The 18,228-nt window shown below is 68.2% G+C and carries 19 protein-coding genes; 6 read left to right on the forward strand and 13 right to left on the reverse strand.

The genetic code is table 11. The features are described 5' to 3' along the window. Window positions 1-21 precede the first annotated feature (21 nt). Both lolB and DIE12_RS25905 read right to left on the reverse strand, forming a co-directional pair. Window positions 22-642, reverse strand: coding sequence for a lipoprotein insertase outer membrane protein LolB (gene lolB, locus DIE12_RS25900; protein WP_124486509.1), 621 nt, complete (start codon window positions 640-642; stop codon window positions 22-24). Beyond that, window positions 642-2,465 carry a tetratricopeptide repeat protein gene (locus tag DIE12_RS25905; RefSeq protein ID WP_124486508.1) on the reverse strand — a complete coding sequence of 608 codons (1,824 nt, stop codon included), beginning with the start codon at window positions 2,463-2,465 and terminating at the stop codon, window positions 642-644. The genes lolB and DIE12_RS25905 overlap by 1 nt, the downstream gene beginning before the upstream one ends. An 86-nt stretch (window positions 2,466-2,551) precedes the next feature. On the opposite strand from DIE12_RS25905, the gene mutM reads away from it, so the two are divergent. Both mutM and mutY read left to right on the forward strand, forming a co-directional pair. Then, entirely contained in the window at window positions 2,552-3,379 is an 828-nt protein-coding gene (gene mutM, locus DIE12_RS25910; RefSeq protein ID WP_044847468.1) for a bifunctional DNA-formamidopyrimidine glycosylase/DNA-(apurinic or apyrimidinic site) lyase, read from the forward strand. 37 nt (window positions 3,380-3,416) lie between these two features. Then, a complete protein-coding gene (gene mutY, locus DIE12_RS25915; protein ID WP_124486507.1) occupies window positions 3,417-4,523 on the forward strand; it encodes an A/G-specific adenine glycosylase in 1,107 nt (368 codons plus the stop codon). 120 nt (window positions 4,524-4,643) lie between these two features. On the opposite strand, the gene DIE12_RS25920 is transcribed toward mutY, so the two are convergent. From DIE12_RS25920 to kdsD, 11 genes are all read right to left on the reverse strand, one after another. Then, entirely contained in the window at window positions 4,644-5,279 is a 636-nt protein-coding gene (locus tag DIE12_RS25920) for an LON peptidase substrate-binding domain-containing protein (RefSeq protein ID WP_124486506.1), read from the reverse strand. A gap of 26 nt (window positions 5,280-5,305) precedes the next feature. Beyond that, window positions 5,306-6,214 (reverse strand): RNase adapter RapZ, encoded by a 909-nt coding sequence (gene rapZ / locus DIE12_RS25925; protein WP_124520748.1) that lies wholly within the window; start codon window positions 6,212-6,214, stop codon window positions 5,306-5,308. Window positions 6,215-6,289: 75 nt separating this feature from the next. Next, complete coding sequence (gene hprK / locus DIE12_RS25930) at window positions 6,290-7,258, reverse strand: HPr(Ser) kinase/phosphatase (RefSeq protein WP_006483133.1); 969 nt, start codon at window positions 7,256-7,258, stop codon at window positions 6,290-6,292. 129 nt (window positions 7,259-7,387) lie between these two features. After that, on the reverse strand, window positions 7,388-7,927 hold the full coding sequence (locus tag DIE12_RS25935) for a PTS sugar transporter subunit IIA (RefSeq protein ID WP_044847464.1): 540 nt from the start codon (window positions 7,925-7,927) through the stop codon (window positions 7,388-7,390). A gap of 169 nt (window positions 7,928-8,096) precedes the next feature. Next, window positions 8,097-8,456: a ribosome hibernation-promoting factor, HPF/YfiA family gene (gene hpf / locus DIE12_RS25940; protein ID WP_006477786.1), complete on the reverse strand. Its 360-nt coding sequence runs from the start codon at window positions 8,454-8,456 to the stop codon at window positions 8,097-8,099. A 159-nt stretch (window positions 8,457-8,615) separates the two neighbouring features. Continuing rightward, a complete protein-coding gene (locus DIE12_RS25945; protein ID WP_044847463.1) occupies window positions 8,616-10,121 on the reverse strand; it encodes an RNA polymerase factor sigma-54 in 1,506 nt (501 codons plus the stop codon). Between the two features lie 157 nt (window positions 10,122-10,278). Continuing rightward, window positions 10,279-11,055 (reverse strand): LPS export ABC transporter ATP-binding protein, encoded by a 777-nt coding sequence (gene lptB / locus DIE12_RS25950; protein ID WP_124486505.1) that lies wholly within the window; start codon window positions 11,053-11,055, stop codon window positions 10,279-10,281. Then, window positions 11,052-11,717 carry a lipopolysaccharide transport periplasmic protein LptA gene (lptA, locus tag DIE12_RS25955; RefSeq protein ID WP_044847461.1) on the reverse strand — a complete coding sequence of 222 codons (666 nt, stop codon included), beginning with the start codon at window positions 11,715-11,717 and terminating at the stop codon, window positions 11,052-11,054. Before lptA ends, lptB begins: the two co-directional genes overlap by 4 nt. 20 nt (window positions 11,718-11,737) lie before the next feature. Continuing rightward, on the reverse strand, window positions 11,738-12,352 hold the full coding sequence (gene lptC, locus DIE12_RS25960; protein ID WP_044847460.1) for an LPS export ABC transporter periplasmic protein LptC: 615 nt from the start codon (window positions 12,350-12,352) through the stop codon (window positions 11,738-11,740). Between the two features lie 3 nt (window positions 12,353-12,355). Beyond that, the gene (locus tag DIE12_RS25965) at window positions 12,356-12,892 is read right to left on the reverse strand and encodes an HAD family hydrolase (RefSeq protein ID WP_044847459.1); all 537 of its coding nucleotides are present in this window, start codon (window positions 12,890-12,892) and stop codon (window positions 12,356-12,358) included. Beyond that, window positions 12,892-13,875, reverse strand: a complete 984-nt coding sequence (kdsD, locus tag DIE12_RS25970; RefSeq protein WP_124520750.1) for an arabinose 5-phosphate isomerase KdsD — start codon at window positions 13,873-13,875, stop codon at window positions 12,892-12,894. The genes DIE12_RS25965 and kdsD overlap by 1 nt, the downstream gene beginning before the upstream one ends. A gap of 125 nt (window positions 13,876-14,000) precedes the next feature. Between kdsD and DIE12_RS25975 the strand changes: the two genes are divergently transcribed. From DIE12_RS25975 to DIE12_RS25990, 4 genes are all read left to right on the forward strand, one after another. After that, the gene (locus tag DIE12_RS25975) at window positions 14,001-16,007 is read left to right on the forward strand and encodes a monovalent cation:proton antiporter family protein (protein ID WP_124520752.1); all 2,007 of its coding nucleotides are present in this window, start codon (window positions 14,001-14,003) and stop codon (window positions 16,005-16,007) included. A 78-nt stretch (window positions 16,008-16,085) separates the two neighbouring features. Beyond that, window positions 16,086-16,652 carry an adenine phosphoribosyltransferase gene (locus DIE12_RS25980; protein WP_124486502.1) on the forward strand — a complete coding sequence of 189 codons (567 nt, stop codon included), beginning with the start codon at window positions 16,086-16,088 and terminating at the stop codon, window positions 16,650-16,652. A 33-nt stretch (window positions 16,653-16,685) separates the two neighbouring features. Beyond that, on the forward strand, window positions 16,686-17,300 hold the full coding sequence (locus DIE12_RS25985; protein ID WP_044847456.1) for a LysE family translocator: 615 nt from the start codon (window positions 16,686-16,688) through the stop codon (window positions 17,298-17,300). Between the two features lie 5 nt (window positions 17,301-17,305). Then, window positions 17,306-18,163, forward strand: a complete 858-nt coding sequence (locus tag DIE12_RS25990; protein ID WP_124520754.1) for an NUDIX hydrolase family protein — start codon at window positions 17,306-17,308, stop codon at window positions 18,161-18,163. Window positions 18,164-18,228 lie beyond the last annotated feature (65 nt).

Here is an 18,228-nt window from a genome sequence, read left to right on the forward strand (position 1 = left end):
GTCGGGGCTAGGTTCACGTGCTTACTGGTCGAGCACGAGCTTGATGTCGAGCGGCGGCGTCGCGCGCACGAGGTTGACGCGTTTGACGCCCGTGGCCGGTGCGTCCGCGTAGGCGAGATAGTCGATCGTCCAGCCGTCCTGGCGGATCTGCTTGACGTGCGTCGTGTCGGCCGGGTCGCGCACCGTCTGCGCGGGCGTCGCGGGCGCGGGCGTCGGCAGCAGCCAGTAGCGCAGGCCCGCCAGCGGCAGCGAGAAGCCGAGCGTGTTCTGCATCAGCTCGCCGACGTCCGTCGCGTATTGCGGCTGGCGGTTCGGCAGTTCGAGCGACGCGGCCTGCGGTGTCGATTTCACGACCGCGAGCGTCTGGCCGAGCGGGCTGCGCAGCTCCAGCGACACGTCGTCGCCGTACTCCTGCCAGTCGAAGTTGCCGTACACGTTCTGCGGTCGGCCGAGGCGATCGTTGTACTGCACCGCGAAACGGCCGTGGTACGCGTGCGTCGCGGCCGTTTGCAGCACGGCGCCCGCCGGCGCATTCGCCGCCGGCGGCGTGCTCGCGCAGCCGGCGAGCGCGAGCGCGGCGCCGGCCGCGGCCAGCGTGCGCAGCGCGCGGGAAGACAGGGAAAGCATCGGGAACATCCGCATCAGAGGCCGTTGATCTGCAGGCGCTTGAGCGTCTGCACGAGCGTGTCGTTGTCGGGCTCGAGCTTCTGCGCGGCACGCCACGCGGTGCGCGCGTCGTCCTGCGCGCCGCTCTTCCACAGCACTTCGCCGAGGTGCGCGCCGATCTCGGCGTTCGGCTGCAGCTCGTACGCGCGCCGCAGCACCTTCGCCGCGCCGGCCGCGTCGCCCATCCGGTACTTCACCCAGCCGAGGCTGTCCATGATGTACGCGTCGTTCGGCGCGAGCGACAGCGCCTTGTCGATCAGCTTGCTGGCTTCGGGCAGGCGCTGGTTGCGATCGGCCAGCGAATAGCCGAGCGCGTTGTACGCCTGCGGGTTGTCGGGCTGCGTGCGCATCAGCTCGCGCAGCTGCTTTTCCATTGCCGCGTAGTGGCCCGTCTTCTCGGCGGCCATCGCGTAGTCGTAGCGCAGGTCGGGATCGTCCGGGAAGTCCTGGACTGCCTGCGCGAGTCGCGCCTCGGCTTCCGGATAGCGCTTCGCGGTAAACAGGATCGACGCGTCGGTGCGTGCGACCACGGCCGCATCGCGCGGATCGCTGATCGGCAGGTCGTCGAGCACCTTGCGGGCCTCGTCGGTCTTGCCCTGTTTCTGCAGGAGCTGCGCGCGCGTGATCTGCGCGGGCAGGTAGTGCTGGCTCGTCTGGTCGACCTTGTCGAGCCATTGCGACGCCTGCGCGTCATTGCCCTGTTCGATCGAGATCTGCGCGAGGTAGATGTAGCCCTGGCCGACGTCGAGGTTCGGCTGCTTGTTGCCGAGCTGCACGTACTGCTTCAGGTATGCGTTCGCGTCGTCGAGTTTCTTCTGCTGGATCTTGATCAGCGCGAGCGCCATCAGCGGCGTCGGGTCCTTCGCGTCGAGCTTGCGCATCGTCTCGAACTGCTTCTGCGCGTCGTCGAGGCGGTCGTCGGCGAGGTAGAGCTGCGACAGTGCGAGGCGCGCATCGCGCGACTTCGGATTCTGCTGAACATATTTCTCGAACGACGTGATGCCGGCTGCGCGCTCGGCAGGCCCCATCTGCGACAGCATCAGCGCCGCCGGCAGATAGTCGGGGCGGATCTGCAGCGCCTGCTTCAGCGACTGCGCGGCGCCTTCCTTGTCGTCGACTGCGAGCTGCTGCCGCGCGATCGCGAGCTGCGCCTCGGGACGGTTCATGTCGTTCTTCAGCATGTCCTTCAGCACCGCGAGGCCGCCGACGCGGTCCGCGCCGCGCACCAGCAGCGCCTGCAGCGCGAGGATCGCGGGGCCGCGCGTTTCGCCGGTCGCGCGGGCCAGTTCGCGCGCGAGCATCGGCTGCGCGTCGGCCGGCTTGCCGGCGAGCACCAGCAGCGCGGCGTCGACTTGCGATGCGCGGTTCGAATCCGGTGCGTACTGGCGCCAGAGATTGGCCGCGGACAGCGCGTCGGCCGGGCTTTGCGCGCCGAGCGCGATCTCGGTCGCACGCTGCGCCATGCGCGGATCGCGCGTGTCGCGGGCGAGCGCGAGGTAGGTCTGGTAGGCCGGCGCCGGCTGGTTGCGCTGAAGCGCGACTTCGGCGGCCAGTACCTGGTAGACGATCTGGCTCGTCAGCGGCACGCCCGGGAGATTCTTCTGCTCGTCCGGCATCACGTGCTCGAACGCGCCCTGCGGCTCCGCGTCGTCCGATGCCGGATCCTGCGCGTGAGCCGGGATGGCGGTGAGGGTCCAGGCGGCGAACAGCGCGGCGCCGAGCGCACGGCGGACCGGGAAGGCACGCACGCCGCGCTCGGCGGCGGGGCGCTTCAGAAGCAGCTTCGAGGGCAGGGTCATGGAAATCCGTTCGATGTTTCAACCGATTGTAACGCGCTCGCTACAATACACGCACGATCGTGAATCGAGTTTCAGACCCGTAGAACATGCCAGAGTTGCCAGAAGTCGAAGTCACGCGCCGGGGCATCGAGCCCTTTGTCGCGGGCCGCCGCGTCGAGCGTGTCGACGTCCGTACCGCGATGCTGCGCTGGCCCGTGCCGGCGGGGCTCGCCGAGCAGTTGCGCGCGCGCGAGGTGCTCGCCGTCGAGCGTCGCGGCAAGTATCTGCTGTTCGAGGTCGACGCAGGCTGGTTCATCGTCCATCTCGGGATGACGGGCACGCTGCGCGTGCTGCCCGCGGCCGGCGTGCCGGTGGCTGCGAAACACGACCACATCGACTGGATCTTCGACGAATTCGTGCTGCGGTTCCGCGATCCGCGCCGTTTCGGCGCCGTGCTGTGGCACCCGCGCGAAGCCGGCGACGTGCATGCGCATCCGCTGCTCGCGAGCCTCGGCGTCGAGCCGTTCTCGCCGGCGTTCACCGGCGCGCTGCTGCACGCACGCACGCGCGGCCGCACGGTGTCGGTCAAACAGGCGCTGCTCGCGGGCGACATGGTCGTCGGCGTCGGCAACATCTATGCGTCGGAGAGCCTGTTTCGCGCGGGCATCCGGCCGACGACCGCGGCCGGCAAGGTGTCGCTGCCGCGCTATGAGCGGCTGGCCGACGCGGTGCGCGCGACGCTCGCCGACGCGATCGAGCGCGGCGGCAGTACGCTGCGCGATTTCGTCGGCAGCAACGGCGAAAGCGGCTATTTCCAGCTCGACTGCTTCGTCTACGACCGTGCGGGGCTGCCTTGCCGCGTCTGCGGCACGCCGATCCGCCAGATCGTGCAGGGTCAGCGTTCGACTTATTACTGCCCGACCTGCCAGCGTTGAGCCCCGCGTTGCAACCTTTTTCCGAAGATTCGAACACTTGAAGCCGCCCCGCATCGCCCCCGCTCCGTTCCCCGTCACGCCGCTGCATCGCACGTTCGCCACGCGACTGATCGCCTGGCAGCGCGAGCACGGCCGCCACGACCTGCCGTGGCAGAACACCCGCGATCCCTACTGGATCTGGCTGTCGGAAATCATGCTGCAGCAGACGCAGGTCTCGACCGTCGTCCCGTATTACACGCGCTTTCTCGAGCGCTTTCCCGACGTCGCTGCGCTCGCGGCCGCGCCGTCCGACGACGTGATGGCGCTGTGGGCCGGGCTCGGCTACTACTCGCGCGCGCGCAATCTGCACCGCTGCGCGCAGGTCGTCGTCGCCGAGCATGGCGGCGTATTCCCGTCGACGCCGGAAGCGCTCGCCGAACTGCCCGGCATCGGCCGTTCGACGGCCGCGGCGATCGCGTCGTTCGCATACGGTGCACGCGCGACGATCCTCGACGGCAACGTGAAGCGCGTGCTGGCGCGCGTGTTCGGCGTCGAGGGCTTTCCGGGCGAGAAGCGCGTCGAGAACGACATGTGGGCGCTGGCCGAATCGCTGCTGCCGGATGCCGCGAACGCGGCCGACGTGAGTGCCTATACGCAGGGGCTGATGGATCTCGGCGCGACGCTGTGCGTGCGCGGCAAGCCGGATTGCGCGCGCTGCCCGTTCGCGGGCGACTGCGTCGCGCAATCCACGGGCCGCCAGCGCGAACTGCCGGCCGCGCGGCCGAAGAAGGCCGTACCGACGCGCAAGACCTGGATGCTCGTGCTGCGCGACGGCGACGCCGTGCTGCTCGAACGGCGTCCGCCGGCCGGCATCTGGGGCGGCCTGTGGTGCCTGCCGCAGGCGGACGGCGACGCGGCGCTCGCGGAACTCGCGCGTGGCTTCGGCGGCGGCGGCCCGGTGCCGCTCGCGCCGTTCACGCACACGTTCACGCATTTCCGGCTCGAGATCGAGCCGCGGCTGAGCGACATGACGAACGGCGGCCTTCCGCTTGCGCATGCACGGGATGCCGAGACGGCGTGGGTGCCGCTCGCCGGGCTCGATGCGTACGGCGTGCCGGCGCCCGTGCGCAAGCTGCTCGATGCGCTGAGCGGGTCGTTGCTGTAACGATGGGGAAAGGGCGCGGCGCGGGCCGTGCTTACGGAAGTGCCGCGCCGACGCGGTCGGCTCGCCCGTCAGGATGATCCGCCCGGCGACGCCGGTGCGACGCGGCTGGCCGGCCGCGCCTTACAGCCAGCCGTGCCGGTCGAGCACGTGGTGCACGGCGTCGATCCGCGCGCCGACATCCGGAAACTCCATCAGCTTCTGCCGTGCGCGCAGGTCGAGCGGCAGCAGTTCCGCGAGTCGGTTCGACACCCAGCTCGGGTCGTCGAGGCGGAACGGTTCGCCGAACGGCATCTTGTCCGGTTCGGACTTCTTCAGCGCTTCGATGATGCGCTCGAGCACCTCGGCGCACGAGCCGAATTGTGCGAGCGCCTGTTCGCCTTCGAGCGGGATGTCGTCGGGCAGCGGCTCCGCGATCCCGACCAGCAGCCCGTTGCTTTCGACGCGATACGACAGCAACTCGAATCGCTGCGTGCCGATCGCCTGCAGGTACAGCATCCCGAATTCGCCGGTGTCGCACTCGGTGATGCGCGCCATGCAGCCGATCGTCTCGGGCACCGACACGGCGCCGTCCTGCGCGACTTCGGGCCCGCTCTTCAGGAGGCACACGCCGAACGGCGCGTCGTCGCGCAGGCACGCGCGCGACATGTCGAGATAGCGCGCCTCGAATACCTTGAGCGGCAGCAAGCCACCGGGGAACAGCACCGTATGCAGCGGAAACAGCGGTAGGTCGATCAGGGTGGTCGATAGGGTGGACATGGCGCGCCGGCGAGAGGGCGGTGTCGCTAAGGTCGTTCGACCTCGGTGACGAGCCGCGACGACGCGTCGACATCCACCGGCGCGTCACGATGCCGCACGATCACGTTCGCATCGTGCGCGAGGCGCGCGGCGAGCGTTTCCGCGATGAACACCGAGCGATGCTGACCGCCCGTGCAGCCGATGGCGACGGTCAGGTAGCTGCGGTTGTCTTCACGAAAGTGCGGCAGCCATTTCATCAGGAACGCATGGATGTCGTCGATCATCTGGTGGACGATCGGCAGTGCGTCGAGAAAGGCGATGACCGGCTGGTCCAGCCCGGTGAGCGGGCGCAGCTCATGGTCGTAGTACGGGTTCGGCAGCGCGCGTACGTCGAACATCAGGTCGGCATCGAGCGGCACGCCGCGCTTGAAGCCGAATGACTCGAACATCACCATCAGGTCGTTGTTCTTCTGCTCGATGAAGCGCTTGACCCACGTGCGCAGCACGTTCGCGCGCAGCGTGCTCGTATCGATCTGGTGGCCGAATTCTGCGAGCGGCGCGACCAGCTCGCGTTCGCGCTCGATCGCTTCCTCGAGCGACGACAGCAGTCCGACGTTCGCGTCGTGCGACGGCGAGCCGGACAGCGGGTGGCGCCGGCGCGTTTCGGAGAAGCGCTGGATCAGCGCCTGCGTGCTTGCGTTGAGGAACAGCACGCGGACATCGTGCTCGAGCGACAGCGAGCGGATCAGGCCGGGCATTTCGTCCAGCGATGCGCTCGAACGCGCATCGATCGCGACCGCGAGCCGGTGCTGGCCGCCGTCGGCCAGGTAGCGGGCGAGTTCGGGGAGCACGTGCGGCGGCAGGTTGTCGACGCAGTAGTAGCCTGCGTCTTCGAGCGCGTTCAGCGCGACGGACTTGCCTGAGCCGGAGATGCCGGTGATGAGGACGATGCGCATGGGAAGCAGAGAATCCTGACGTTTCATCATAGCACCGGCTCGACGCGTCGGCGCTGCGAGGCCGGCGCCGGGCGGTTACACGAGCTTGCCGGGGAACTGGCTGTCGGGATCCTGCATCGCGAGTCGTTGCCGATCCATGAAATCGCGCAACGTGTCGATGCCGCGCAACTGCAGGATCGTGTTCCGCACGGCCGCCTCGACCAGCACCGCGAGGTTGCGGCCGGCCGCGACCTGGATCGTGACCTTGCTGATCGGCAGACCGAGCACGTCGACCGTCTGGCTTTCCAGCGGCAGCCGCTGGAATTCGCCGTCCGGGCGGCGCACGAGCTGGACGATCAGCTTCAGCTTCATTTTCCGGCGCACCGCGGTTTCGCCGAAGATCGTCTTGATGTCGAGCAGGCCGAGGCCGCGCACTTCGAGCAGGTTCTGCAGCAGCGGCGGGCAGCGGCCTTCGACGAAATCGGGGCCAAGTCGGACGAAGTCGACCGCGTCGTCGGCGACGAGGCCGTGGCCGCGGCTGATGAGTTCGAGGCCGAGTTCGCTCTTGCCGAGCCCGGAGTCGCCGGTGAGCAGCACGCCCATCCCGAGGATGTCGAGGAACACGCCGTGCAGTGTCGCGCGCGGCGCGAGGATGCGCGACATGTAGAGCCGCAGGCTGTCGATCACGGCGGCCGCCGACATCGGCGTCGTGAACAGCGGCGTGGACGAGCGCGTGCAGCGCAGCACGAGCTCGGGCGGCGCGGCGGCGCCGCCGGCGACGACGAGGAACGGCGGTTCGAGCGCGATCAGCTCGGCCATGTGGCGCGAACGGTCTTCGTCGGTCTGCCGCTGGTAGTAGTCGATTTCGGCTTCGCCGAGCACCTGGATCCGGTTCGGGTGGATCAGGTTCAGGTGGCCGACGAGGTCGGCGCTCGACGTCGCGTTGCCGACGGTGTCGGCCGAAAAACCGCGCTCCCAGCCTTCATGCCCCGTCAGCCAGCTCAGTTTCAGCGTGGCCGCGTTGTCGTCGAAGATGCTCTGGGCGTTGATGCTGGACGTATCCATGACTCTCGTCACTCCAATGAGCCGGTGCATGCGCGCGGCGACGGGCGTCGCCATGCCGGACCGGCGCCGGGCGGCCCTGGTCGGCGGCGTGTGCCGCCTCGTTCGGGAAAATAATCCGCCCGGATCAACTCAAGGTTGCCACTGAGTGAGCAGGCGATGCAACTCGGCGAGATCCGTTTCGTTGTGCAGACGCTCTCGCGCGTCGCGATCGGACAGCAGTTGCGCGATTTCCGACAGGATCTCGAGGTGCTGCTGGGTGGCTTGCTCGGGGACGAGCAGGAAAATCAGGAGACCGACCGGCTGGCCGTCGGGCGCTTCGAACGGGATCGCGTCGGCGAGCCGCACGAAGGCGGCGAGCGGATGCTTGAGCCCCTTGATGCGCCCGTGCGGAATCGCGACGCCTTCGCCGAGCCCGGTCGAGCCGAGGCGCTCGCGCGCGAACAGGTTGTCCGTGACGGTGCTGCGGGCGATGCCGTTCTGATTCTCGAACATCAGCCCGGCTTGTTCGAAGACGCGTTTCTTGCTGGTGACGGAGAGGTCGATGACGACGTTCTCTATGGGCAGGATTTTGGCTAGGCGATTCATGTTGGCAGGCGATTGGGCGGCCTGGGGTCTCCTTGCGGCGGCAGACTGATTTTCCATGTTCGGCGATATCAAGGCGTTCGGCATCGGAAACCTGCACGACAGCTACCGCACCCAACGCCCCCCGGCGATAACCGGAACATTATAGAGCACAGCCGCGTGCGTGGCGCGGCATGGACGGACCGGTCGCACCACTGCCGCGTGGACGCAAAAAAAACGCCCGGCGAACCGGGCGGCGTGTGTGTTGCGGTGAACGTTATTGCGGCGGCAGTTCGATCTGGTCGATCGACGGCTGCAGCTTGATCGGGTCGTGCGCATGGGTCTGCAGACGCTCCATGTGCTTGACGACCTGGCGATCCAGCTTGTCGATCAGCAGATCGATCGCAGCGTACAGGTTGCCGTTTGCGCTTTCGACGAAGATGTCCTTGCCCTTCAGATGCAGGTTGATTTCCGCGCGCTGCTGCTTGTCCTTTTCCTTGTGATTGTCGACCGAGAGGATCACAGTGCCATCGATCACCTGATCGCTATGCCGTAGCACCCGGTCCAGCTTGGTGATCACGTATTCGCGAATTGCAGGCGTGACTTCGAGATGATGTCCACTGATCTTCAGGTTCATAGTGCTTCTCCAAGCGAGTGACCACCCGGCCGCATCGAGGCGGCGCTCCGGTCGACTTGCCCCTGCCGCATGGCGCGGCAAATTCGCGGACAAGTCGCCCGGCCTGTTCCCCGAGTGCGCGGTGGCCGGAACACGCCTGCCGCCGGGCAGGCAGCAGGCTTAAAGAGACTTGCGCAGATTCACTGCCGGGATCTTGAGGGCTTCGCGGTACTTGGCAACCGTGCGGCGCGCAACCACGAATCCCTGTTCTGCCAGCAGCTCGGCAATGCGGCTGTCCGAAAGTGGCGATTTGGGGTCTTCAGCTCCTATCAGTTGCTTGATCAGGGCTCGGATGGCGGTCGACGATGCGGCGCCTCCGGTGTCGGTCGAAACGTGTGATCCGAAGAAGTACTTGAATTCCAGCGTCCCGAACGGGGTCAGCATGTACTTCCCGGTTGTCACACGGCTGACAGTCGACTCGTGTAGGCCCAGCGTATCAGCTATTTCCCGCAAAACCAAGGGGCGCATGGCAATTTCGCCATGCGCAAAGAAGTTCTTCTGACGTTCGACAATAGCCTGCGCGACACGCAGGATCGTGTCGAATCGCTGCTGGATGTTCTTGATCAGCCAGCGTGCTTCCTGGAGCTGTTGTTTCAACGATCCGGCCGACGGGTCGCCGCGGCTGTTGCGCAGGATGTTCGCGTACAGGTTGTTGATCCGCAGGCGCGGCATCACTTCCGGATTGAGTTCCGCGAGCCAGCCCTGGCCGGCCTTCTTCACGATGATGTCGGGCACGACGTAGTCGGCCTCGGCCTTGCCGTAGGCAGCGCCGGGGAACGGCTCCAGCGAGCGGATCAGCGCGTGCGCGTCGCGTAGCGCGTCGTCGCTCGCCTTCAGCTGCTTGCGCAGCCGCGTGAAGTCGCGCGCGGCGAGCAGTTCGAGGTGCTGCGACACGATCTCCAGCGCGAGCGTGCGGGTGGGGGACGGATCGAGGCGCAGCAACTGCAGCTTCAGGCATTCGGACGCCGAGCGGGCCCCGACCCCGGCAGGATCGAAACTGTGCAGCAGCGCGAGCGCCGCATTCAGTTCGTCGCAGTCGATTTCCAGTTCGGGCGGCAGGTCGGCGAGCACTTCGTCGAGCGTGGCGGTCAGGTAGCCGTCGTCGTCGAGCGATTCGATCAGGAACATCACGAGCGCGCGGTCGCGCGGCCCGGCCTGCGTGACGCGCAATTGCGCGGACAGGTGGTCGCGCAGCGACGTCGCGGCTTCCTGCACCTGCAGCGGCGGGAGATCGTCATCGTCCGAGGCGCCGCTCGAGCGGCCGAACTCGTCGAGATTCCACTGCGGGCCGTCGCCGGCGTCGCCCGATGCGTATCCGTCGTATTCGTCGGCGCCGGCCGGCTCGTCGCGCTCGGCGCGTTCGCTCGACTGGCTGCTGCCGTTCGTGATGCCCGGTTCGGTGTTCTGTCCGGGCGGCGTCTGCGCGATCAGCGATCCGTCCGCCGCGACGCGCAGCGGGCTCGCGATCCATTCGTCGTCGTTCTCGAGCAGCGGATTCTGCGCGACGGCCATCGCGACTTCCTGCTGCAGTTCGAGCGTCGACAGCTGCAGGAGCCGGATCGACTGCTGCAGTTGCGGTGTCAGCGCCAGGTGTTGCGACAGGCGGAGTTGAAGGCTGGCTTTCATGGCAGAGAGGGAGTCATACCGGCAGTTTGCCACGACCCAGGCGCCTTGAGCCATCCGCGATTACGCGCGGCGCGGCGCCCGGCCGCGGCGGGGCCGCAGGACACGCGGGCGCGCCCCGCGCGGCGATGCCGGGCGGGGGCGGCCAGCCACGGGGGATTTACATGCGGAAGTGTTCGCCGAGGTACACGCGGCGCACGCTTTCGTTTTCGATGATTTCGCTCGGCGCGCCGGCGGCGAGCACCGAACCGTCGCTGATGATGTAAGCGTGGTCGCAGATGCCGAGCGTTTCGCGGACGTTGTGATCGGTAATCAACACGCCGATGTTGCGCTGCTTCAGGAACTTGACGATCTTCTGGATCTCGAGCACCGCGATCGGGTCGACGCCGGCGAACGGCTCGTCGAGCAGGATGAAGTTCGGATTGGTCGCGAGCGCGCGCGCGATCTCGACGCGACGGCGTTCGCCGCCCGACAGCGACAGCGCCGGGTTCTCGCGCAGGTGGCCGATCTGCAGTTCGTCGAGCAGCGCCTCGGTGCGCGACGCGATCGCGTCCTTCGACAGCCGCTTGCCGTCTTCGCCGTGCTGCAGCTCGAGCACCGCGCGGATGTTTTCCTCGACGGTCAGCTTGCGGAACACCGACGCTTCCTGCGGCAGGTACGACAGGCCGAGCGACGCGCGCTTGTGGATCGGCAGCAGGCCGATCGAGCTGCCGTTCAGCGAGATTTCGCCCGCATCCGTCGGCACGAGGCCGACGATCATGTAGAACGACGTCGTCTTGCCGGCGCCGTTCGGGCCGAGCAGGCCGACGACCTCGCCGCTCTTCACGTCGAGCGACACGTCCTTGACGACGGTGCGCGAGCCGTAGCGTTTCTTCAGGTTGCGCACGACGAGCGAGCTCGTCGTGCCGGCCGGCTGGCGGTTCGGAAGCGCGTTCATTGGGCCGGCGCTCCCTGGATCGTGGTCGACGGCGACAGCTTCGCCGGCGCGCCGTTCAGCTGCCCGGGGCCGCCGTTCTTCGGCGACAGCATCGCGCGCACGCGGCCGTTCGGGTTGCCCGGCGCCGCGACGTCCTTGCCGCCCTTCGCGGTGTAGAAGTCGCGCTGGCCGTCGTACGTGATCACGCTGCCGTGCACGGTGTCGGCGATCGTCGACGTGCCCTGCAGGCGGCGCACGGTCGCGGCGGTCGTCAGCGTCGTCAGGTCCTGCTTGCCGTCGTAGTCGATGCGCTCGGCGTCGCCGTCGATGTATTCGTCGAGGCCTTCGCGCTTCTGGCGGAACGTCGCGTGCTTCTTGCCGCTGCCGAACGACGTCGCGTACTGATAGCCTTCCGGATCCTGGCGCACTTCGACGCGGTCGCCCTTGATGATGATCGTGCCCTTCGTGATCACGACGTTGCCGGTCGCGACCGTCACCTGCTTCAGGTCGTCATAGGTCAGGTTGTCCGCCTCGACGTTGATCGGCTTGTTCTGGTCGGCCTTCTCGGCATGGGCGAGCGGCGCCAGCCCGACGAGCGGGAGCGCCACGAGCGTCGCGGCGAGCGCGGCGCGGACGGCGCGCGCAGCGCCGCCGGAATTCTGTCGAGGGAACGGTTCGTTCATGCAGTCACGTGAGGGATGCGTCACCTGGATTGACCTTTCGAGCCGCCGGACGTGTCCGCCGCGGCGATCGTGCCGCGCACGTTGCCGTAAAGCTCGATGACCCGGGTGACGTTGTTGTACTTCATGCCGTCGGTCGCGTTGACGAGCGACAGGCCGCGCTGAAGTTTAACCGGCTTTTCGGTCTGGATCACATCGTCATTGACGAAGATCCGGAAATGCTGGGAATCGGCCTGCATCTGCGGATCGCCGCCGCCGGCCACGCGCAGGATGCGCGCATCGTCGTACAAGTCGACGATCGACACGTCGCCGTTGACGGTGCCGCGCTTCGCGGTGGTCGTCACGACCGGCTTGCCGGGCTGGAACGCGCGCATGGCCGGATCGGTCAGGTCGCTGTTGTCGGTGTCTTCGTAATGGATCAGCTTCGCGGCCGTCAGCCGGTATTGCGTCGAGCCGGACTGGTCGAGCTCGGTGACGGAAAAGTTGTCCGCGAAATAATCGGGCGTGTGGCGCTTCGGCCGCACGGCGCCCTCGCCGGGCGGCGGCAGCGTCGCCTGCAGCAGCCACCACGTGATGCCCGCGAGCGCGGCGACCGCGACGAGCGGCAGCAGCTGGGTCCAGCGGAAATGCGTGTTCATCCGTCAGGCTCCACAGGCAGCCGCAAGCAGCGCGTCGTAGCGGCGCTGCGCGCGCAGGATCGCGTCGCAGACCTCGCGCACCGCGCCGTGGCCCCCGCGGGCCTCGGCCACCCAGTGCGCACGCGCGATCACCTCGGGGTGCGCGTTGGCCGGTGCCGTCGCGAAGCCGCAGCGCAGCATCACCGGCAGGTCGGGCCAGTCGTCGCCCATGTAGCCGCAGGCGTCGGCGGTGATGCCGAGCGATGCGATCAGGTCGGCGAACACGGCGAGCTTGTTCTCGACGCCCTGGAACAGGTGCGCGATCTTCATTTCCTTCGCGCGTGCCGCGACGATTTCCGAGCGGCGGCCGGTGATGATCGCGGTTGCGATGCCGGCTTCGCCGAGCAGCTTCACGCCGTGGCCATCGAGCGAATTGAATGACTTCATCGCGTCGCCGGCCGCGGTAAATAGCAGCCCGCCGTCGGTCAGCACGCCGTCGACGTCGAAAATCATCAGCTTCACGCGGCTCGCGCGTTCGGCCGCAGTCAGCGCTGCGCTCATCAGATCACCTTCTTCGAAAACAGGTCGTGCATGTTCAGCGCGCCGATCAGCGCGCCGTCGGCATCGACCACCAGCATCTGGTTGATCCGGTGGCGCTCCATCAGTTCCACGGCCTCGACCGCGAGATGGTCGGGGCCGATCGTGCGCGGCTCGCGCGTCATCACGTCGACGATCGGCAGCGTGCGGAAATCGCCGTCGCGCGCGAGCACACGGCGCAGGTCGCCGTCGGTGAAGATGCCGGCCACGCGGCCGTCGGGCTCGACCACGGCGGTCATGCCCAGCCGCTTCGCGGTGATCCGGAACAGGGCGTCCGACAGCGTCGCGTCGAGCCCGACGCGCGGCACGTCGTCGCCCGAGCGCATCACGTCGCGCACGTGGGTGAGCAGGCGCCGGCCGAGCGCGCCGCCCGGATGCGAGCGCGCGAAATCCTCGGAACCGAAGCCGCGCGCGTCGAGCACCGCGACGGCGAGCGCGTCGCCGAGCGCGAGCGCGGCGGTCGTGCTCGCGGTGGGGGCGAGGTTCAGCGGGCAGGCTTCCTTCGACACCGCGGCGTTCAGGTTCACGTCGGCGAGCGTGCCGAGGCTCGATTCCGCGCGGCCCGTGATCGCGATCAGCTTCGCGCCGATCCGCTTCACGAGCGGCAAGATCGCGACGAGTTCTTCCGATTCGCCGGAATAGGAGATGCCGATGAAGACGTCGTCCGACGTGACCATGCCGAGGTCGCCGTGGCTGGCCTCGGCCGGGTGGACGAAGAAGGCCGGCGTGCCGGTGCTGGCGAGCGTGGCCGCGATCTTGCGGGCGATATGCCCCGATTTGCCGATGCCGGATACCACGACGCGGCCGCGGCAGCCGAGCAGCAGCGCGACGGCCTGAACGAAGTCGCCGTCGAGCTGGTCGCGCAGCGCGCGCACGGCGTCCGCCTCGATGTCAAGCACGTCGCGGGCGAGCGCGAGCGCCCGATCATCATTGATTTTCGCTATCATGCGCGGAGTATAGCAAAGGCGTTTGTTCGCCGCGCCGCGCCTTCGGACTCGTCCGATGCCGCTTGCCTACCGCCACCACCTGCGCCCGCCTTGCCGTGGCCCCGACGAACGAGGACGCTTCGCCCGTGATTTCCCCGCTCGAAATGACCCTGCTGCTGCTGCTGGCCTCGGTAGTGGGCGTCGTCGTATTTCGCTCGCTGAACCTGCCGCCGATGCTCGGCTACCTGACCGTCGGCATCCTGGTCGGCCCGCACGCGTTCGGCATTGCCGCGGACCTCGAACGGGCCGAGCATCTCGCGGAATTCGGCGTAGTGTTCCTGATGTTCTCGATCGGCCTCGAATTCTCGCTCGCGAAGCTGCGGGCGATGCAGCGGCTCGTGTTCGGGCTCGGGCTGCTGCAGGTGGTCGCGACCCTCGCGCTCGCGGTTGTGCTCGGCGCGCTGTTCGAGCGCTGGGTGCACATCACGTGGCAGGGCAGCGTCGCGCTCGGCGGCGCGCTCGCGATGTCGTCGACGGCGATCGTGTCGAAGATGCTCGCCGAGCGGCTCGAGATCGAGACCGCGCACGGCCGCAACATCTTCGGCGTGCTGCTGTTCCAGGATCTCGCGGTGGTGCCGCTGCTGATCGTGATCGCCGCGTTCGGCGCCGAGTCGTCGAAGGATCTCGCGCTCACGCTCGGGTTCGCGGCCGTCAAGATCGTGATCGCGCTCGCGCTGCTGCTGATCGTCGGCCAGCGTTTCATGACGCGCTGGCTCAACGTCGTCGCGCGGCGCCGCTCGCAGGAACTGTTCGTGCTGAACCTGCTGCTCGTCACGCTCGGCGCCGCGTTCATCACCGACCGCTTCGGCCTGTCGCTCGCGCTCGGCGCGTTCATCGCGGGGATGCTGATCTCCGAGACGCCGTTCCGGCATCAGGTGGAAGAGGACATCAAGCCGTTCCGCGACGTGCTGCTCGGCCTGTTCTTCGTGACGACCGGGATGCTGCTCGATCCGCGCGTGATCTGGGAGCATCCGTTGCTGGTGCTCGGCTTCTTCGTCGGACAGATCCTGTTCAAGGCGACGATGATCGCGGGGCTCGCGCGGCTGTTCGGCGCGACGCCGGGCGTCGCGATGCGCACCGGCATCGGCCTCGCGCAGGCCGGCGAATTCGGCTTCGTGCTGCTGAACCTGATCCTCGACCGGCATCTCGTCGATTCGACGCTGCTGCAGGCGATCCTCGCGTCGATGCTGCTGTCGATGCTCGCCGCGCCGTTCCTGATCCAGAACGCCGACCGGATCGTGATGCGGCTGTCGTCGACGGAATGGATGCAGCAGTCGCTGCAGATGACGCGGATCGCGACGCAAAGCCTCAAGCAGCGCGGCCACGTGATCATCTGCGGCTACGGCCGCGCGGGGCAGAACCTGGCGCGCATGCTCGAGCAGGAAGGCATTTCGTATGTCGCGCTCGACCTCGACCCCGATCGCGTGAGCGCGGCCGCGACGGCCGGCGAATCGGTCGTGTTCGGCGACGCGGCGCGCCGCGAGTCGCTGCTCGCGGCCGGTATCCATCGCGCGGCGGCCGTCGCGATCACGTATGCGAACACGCCGTCGGCGCTGCGCGTGCTGCACCACGTGCACGAGCTCGAGCCGACGCTGCCGGCGATCGTGCGCACGGTCGACGATGCCGATCTCGAGAAGCTGCTCGCGGCCGGCGCGACCGAGGTGATTCCGGAGATCGTCGAGGGCAGCCTGATGCTCGCGTCGCACACGCTGGTGCTGGTCGGCGTGCCGATGCGCAAGGTCGTGCGGCGCGTCGAGGAGATGCGCGACGAGCGCTACAGCCTGCTGCGCGGCTATTTCCGCGGCGCCGACGACACGGACGACGACGATCACGAGCAGGTGCGGCTACAATCGGTGCCGGTCGACGCGCGCGCGGATGCGGTCGGGCGCTCGCTGGAGGAGCTCGGGCTGTATGCGCTCGGGCTGGAAGTCACGGCGATCCGCCGGCACGGCATCCGCGGCGTCGAACCCGACCCGCAGACCAAGCTGCGCGCGAGCGACATCGTCGTGCTGCGCGGGCTGCCCGAAGCGCTCGCGCTCGCGGAGGAACGGCTGTCGCGGCATCGGCGCGAGCCGCCGGCCGCGCTCGCCTGAGTCGCGCTTCGATAACCTGACCCGTATTTATTCGAAACGGTGCCCGATCTTCGCGCACCGTTTTTTTCGGAGAGTTTCATGCCGCATTCGTCGCCGGGCGCACCGCTCGATCCGGTCGCCTTCATCCACAGCCAGATCCGCACCGTGCCCGACTGGCCGCAGCCGGGCGTGCAGTTCCGCGACATCACGACGCTGCTGCAGAGCCCGAAGGCGCTGCGCATCCTCGTCGACCTGTTCGTCGAACGCTATGTCGATGCGAAGCTCGACTACGTCGCGGGGCTCGACGCGCGCGGCTTCATCATCGCGCCGATCGTCGCGTACGAGCTGAGCGTCGGCTTCGTGCCGATCCGCAAGCTCGGCAAGCTGCCGTACAAGACGCGCTCGGAATCGTACGACCTCGAATACGGCAGCGCGACCGTCGAGATCCACGAAGACGCGTGCCGCCCCGGCGACCGCGTGATCATCATGGACGACCTGATCGCGACCGGCGGCACGATGATGGCGGGGCGCAACCTGCTGCAGCGGCTCGGTGCGGTCGTCGTCGAAGGCGCGGCGATCATCGACCTGCCCGATCTCGGCGGCTCGACGCTGCTGCGCAACGCGGGGCTGCCCGTCTATACCGTCACCGAATTCGCCGGCCACTGAACCACCGGAGCCGGCCCACGCCGCGAGGTCACGATGCCCAACTTCATGCTGTTTCTCGCCACGTCGATCGCGATCACGTTCGCGCCGGGTCCCGACAACCTGCAGGTGCTCGCGCGCGGCATCTCGCAGGGCCGCGCGGCCGGCTTCGTCGCCGCGCTCGGCTTCACGGCCGGAATCCTGTTCCATACGACGCTCGCGGCGCTCGGCGTCGCGGCGGTGCTGCGCTCGTCGCCGGTCGCGTTCCAGACGCTGAAGCTCGCAGGCGCCGCGTACCTCGTGTGGATCGGCATCAAGGCGCTGCGCAGCCAGGGCCTCGCGAACGCGCACGAGCGCCCGCCGCAGCCGCTTGGCGCGATCTTCCGGCAGAGCGTGATCGGCAACCTGATGAACCCGAAGGTCACGTTGTTCTTCGTCGTGTTCCTGCCGCAGTTCGTCGATCCGCACGGCGTGCAGGGCGTGACGCTGCAGATGTTCGAGCTCGGCGCGCTGTTCATGCTGCAGACGGCCGCGATCTTCTCGCTGTTCGGCGTCGGCGCGGGGGCGATCGGCACATGGCTGAAGCGCCGCCCGAAGGCCGGTGTGTGGCTGGACCGGATCGCCGGCGCGACCTTCATCGCGATCGGCATCCGCGTCGCGCTGAAGGACTGAGCCCGATGACGTTTCCGTGCATTGCGGCCGCGCGCCGCTTCGATCCGGCCGCGCACCTGCGTTTCGAGATCGCCGGCGTGGCCGTGGGCTGGGTGCGCCGCCAGGACGTCGCGAAGCTCGCGCGCTGGCCCGACGTGTTCGAGCTGACGGACGCGCGCGTCGTGCTGTCGGCGCGCTATGACACGGTCGACGCGCGCAGCATGGCGCTCGCGAGCGCGATCGGCGCGCTGGCGGCCGAAGGCGCGATTCCCGGCTGGCGCGACGAGATCTATGCGATCCGCAACCGCTTCGACGATCCGCCGCTCGCGTACATCGAGCGCGCCGCGTCGCGCTTCTTCGGCACGCAGACTTATGCGGTGCACCTGAACGGCATCGTAGAATATGAGGCTGCGCCGGGTTCGGCGGCCGCGCCGCAGATGTGGCTCGGCCGCCGCAGCGCGACCAAGGCCACCGACCCCGGCATGCTCGACAACGTCGTCGCGGGCGGCATCGGCTGGGGCCTGGGCGTTCACGAGACGCTCACGAAGGAATGCTGGGAAGAGGCCGGCATGCCGGCCGAACTGGCGGCGCGTGCGATCGCGGGCCGCGCGGTGCAGGTACTGTGTTCGCTGCCGGAAGGCACGCAGTCCGAACTGATCTTCGTGTACGACCTGCCGCTGCCGCGCGACTTCGCGCCGCACAACCAGGACGGCGAAGTGGCCGAGCACCTGCTGGCCGGCGTGCCCGAGGTGATCGGCTGGCTGCGCGAAGGCCGCGCGACGATGGATGCGAGCCTCGCGATGCTCGACACGCTGCTGCGCCACCGCTGGCTCGCGGCGGCCGACGCGGCGGGCATCGACGCGCTGTTCGCGCCGGCCGCCTGACGCGCCACTGACGCGCCACCTGCCTGCCCGGGCTTGGGCCCCAGGGTAAGGCCGGACGAACGGCC

The organism is Burkholderia sp. Bp9015 (genome assembly GCF_003853505.1).
In the GTDB taxonomy this organism is placed as follows: Bacteria; Pseudomonadota; Gammaproteobacteria; order Burkholderiales; family Burkholderiaceae; genus Burkholderia.

Excerpts from the sequence above, each read along its gene's own strand:
- lptA (WP_044847461.1), bottom strand. The coding sequence starts at position 11,717 with ATGAACGAACCGTTCCCTCGACAGAATTCCGGCGGCGCTGCGCGCGCC.
- kdsD (WP_124520750.1), bottom strand. The coding sequence starts at position 13,875 with ATGATAGCGAAAATCAATGATGATCGGGCGCTCGCGCTCGCCCGCGAC.
- rapZ (WP_124520748.1), bottom strand. The coding sequence starts at position 6,214 with ATGCGCATCGTCCTCATCACCGGCATCTCCGGCTCAGGCAAGTCCGTC.
- DIE12_RS25985 (WP_044847456.1), top strand. The coding sequence starts at position 16,686 with ATGCCCAACTTCATGCTGTTTCTCGCCACGTCGATCGCGATCACGTTC.
- lptB (WP_124486505.1), bottom strand. The coding sequence starts at position 11,055 with ATGAACGCGCTTCCGAACCGCCAGCCGGCCGGCACGACGAGCTCGCTC.
- DIE12_RS25980 (WP_124486502.1), top strand. The coding sequence starts at position 16,086 with ATGCCGCATTCGTCGCCGGGCGCACCGCTCGATCCGGTCGCCTTCATC.
- DIE12_RS25905 (WP_124486508.1), bottom strand. The coding sequence starts at position 2,465 with ATGACCCTGCCCTCGAAGCTGCTTCTGAAGCGCCCCGCCGCCGAGCGC.
- lptC (WP_044847460.1), bottom strand. The coding sequence starts at position 12,352 with ATGAACACGCATTTCCGCTGGACCCAGCTGCTGCCGCTCGTCGCGGTC.
- DIE12_RS25920 (WP_124486506.1), bottom strand. The coding sequence starts at position 5,279 with ATGTCCACCCTATCGACCACCCTGATCGACCTACCGCTGTTTCCGCTG.
- mutM (WP_044847468.1), top strand. The coding sequence starts at position 2,552 with ATGCCAGAGTTGCCAGAAGTCGAAGTCACGCGCCGGGGCATCGAGCCC.
- DIE12_RS25935 (WP_044847464.1), bottom strand. The coding sequence starts at position 7,927 with ATGCCGAACGCCTTGATATCGCCGAACATGGAAAATCAGTCTGCCGCC.
- lolB (WP_124486509.1), bottom strand. The coding sequence starts at position 642 with ATGCGGATGTTCCCGATGCTTTCCCTGTCTTCCCGCGCGCTGCGCACG.
- hpf (WP_006477786.1), bottom strand. The coding sequence starts at position 8,456 with ATGAACCTGAAGATCAGTGGACATCATCTCGAAGTCACGCCTGCAATT.
- DIE12_RS25990 (WP_124520754.1), top strand. The coding sequence starts at position 17,306 with ATGACGTTTCCGTGCATTGCGGCCGCGCGCCGCTTCGATCCGGCCGCG.
- hprK (WP_006483133.1), bottom strand. The coding sequence starts at position 7,258 with ATGGATACGTCCAGCATCAACGCCCAGAGCATCTTCGACGACAACGCG.
- DIE12_RS25965 (WP_044847459.1), bottom strand. The coding sequence starts at position 12,892 with ATGAGCGCAGCGCTGACTGCGGCCGAACGCGCGAGCCGCGTGAAGCTG.
- DIE12_RS25945 (WP_044847463.1), bottom strand. The coding sequence starts at position 10,121 with ATGAAAGCCAGCCTTCAACTCCGCCTGTCGCAACACCTGGCGCTGACA.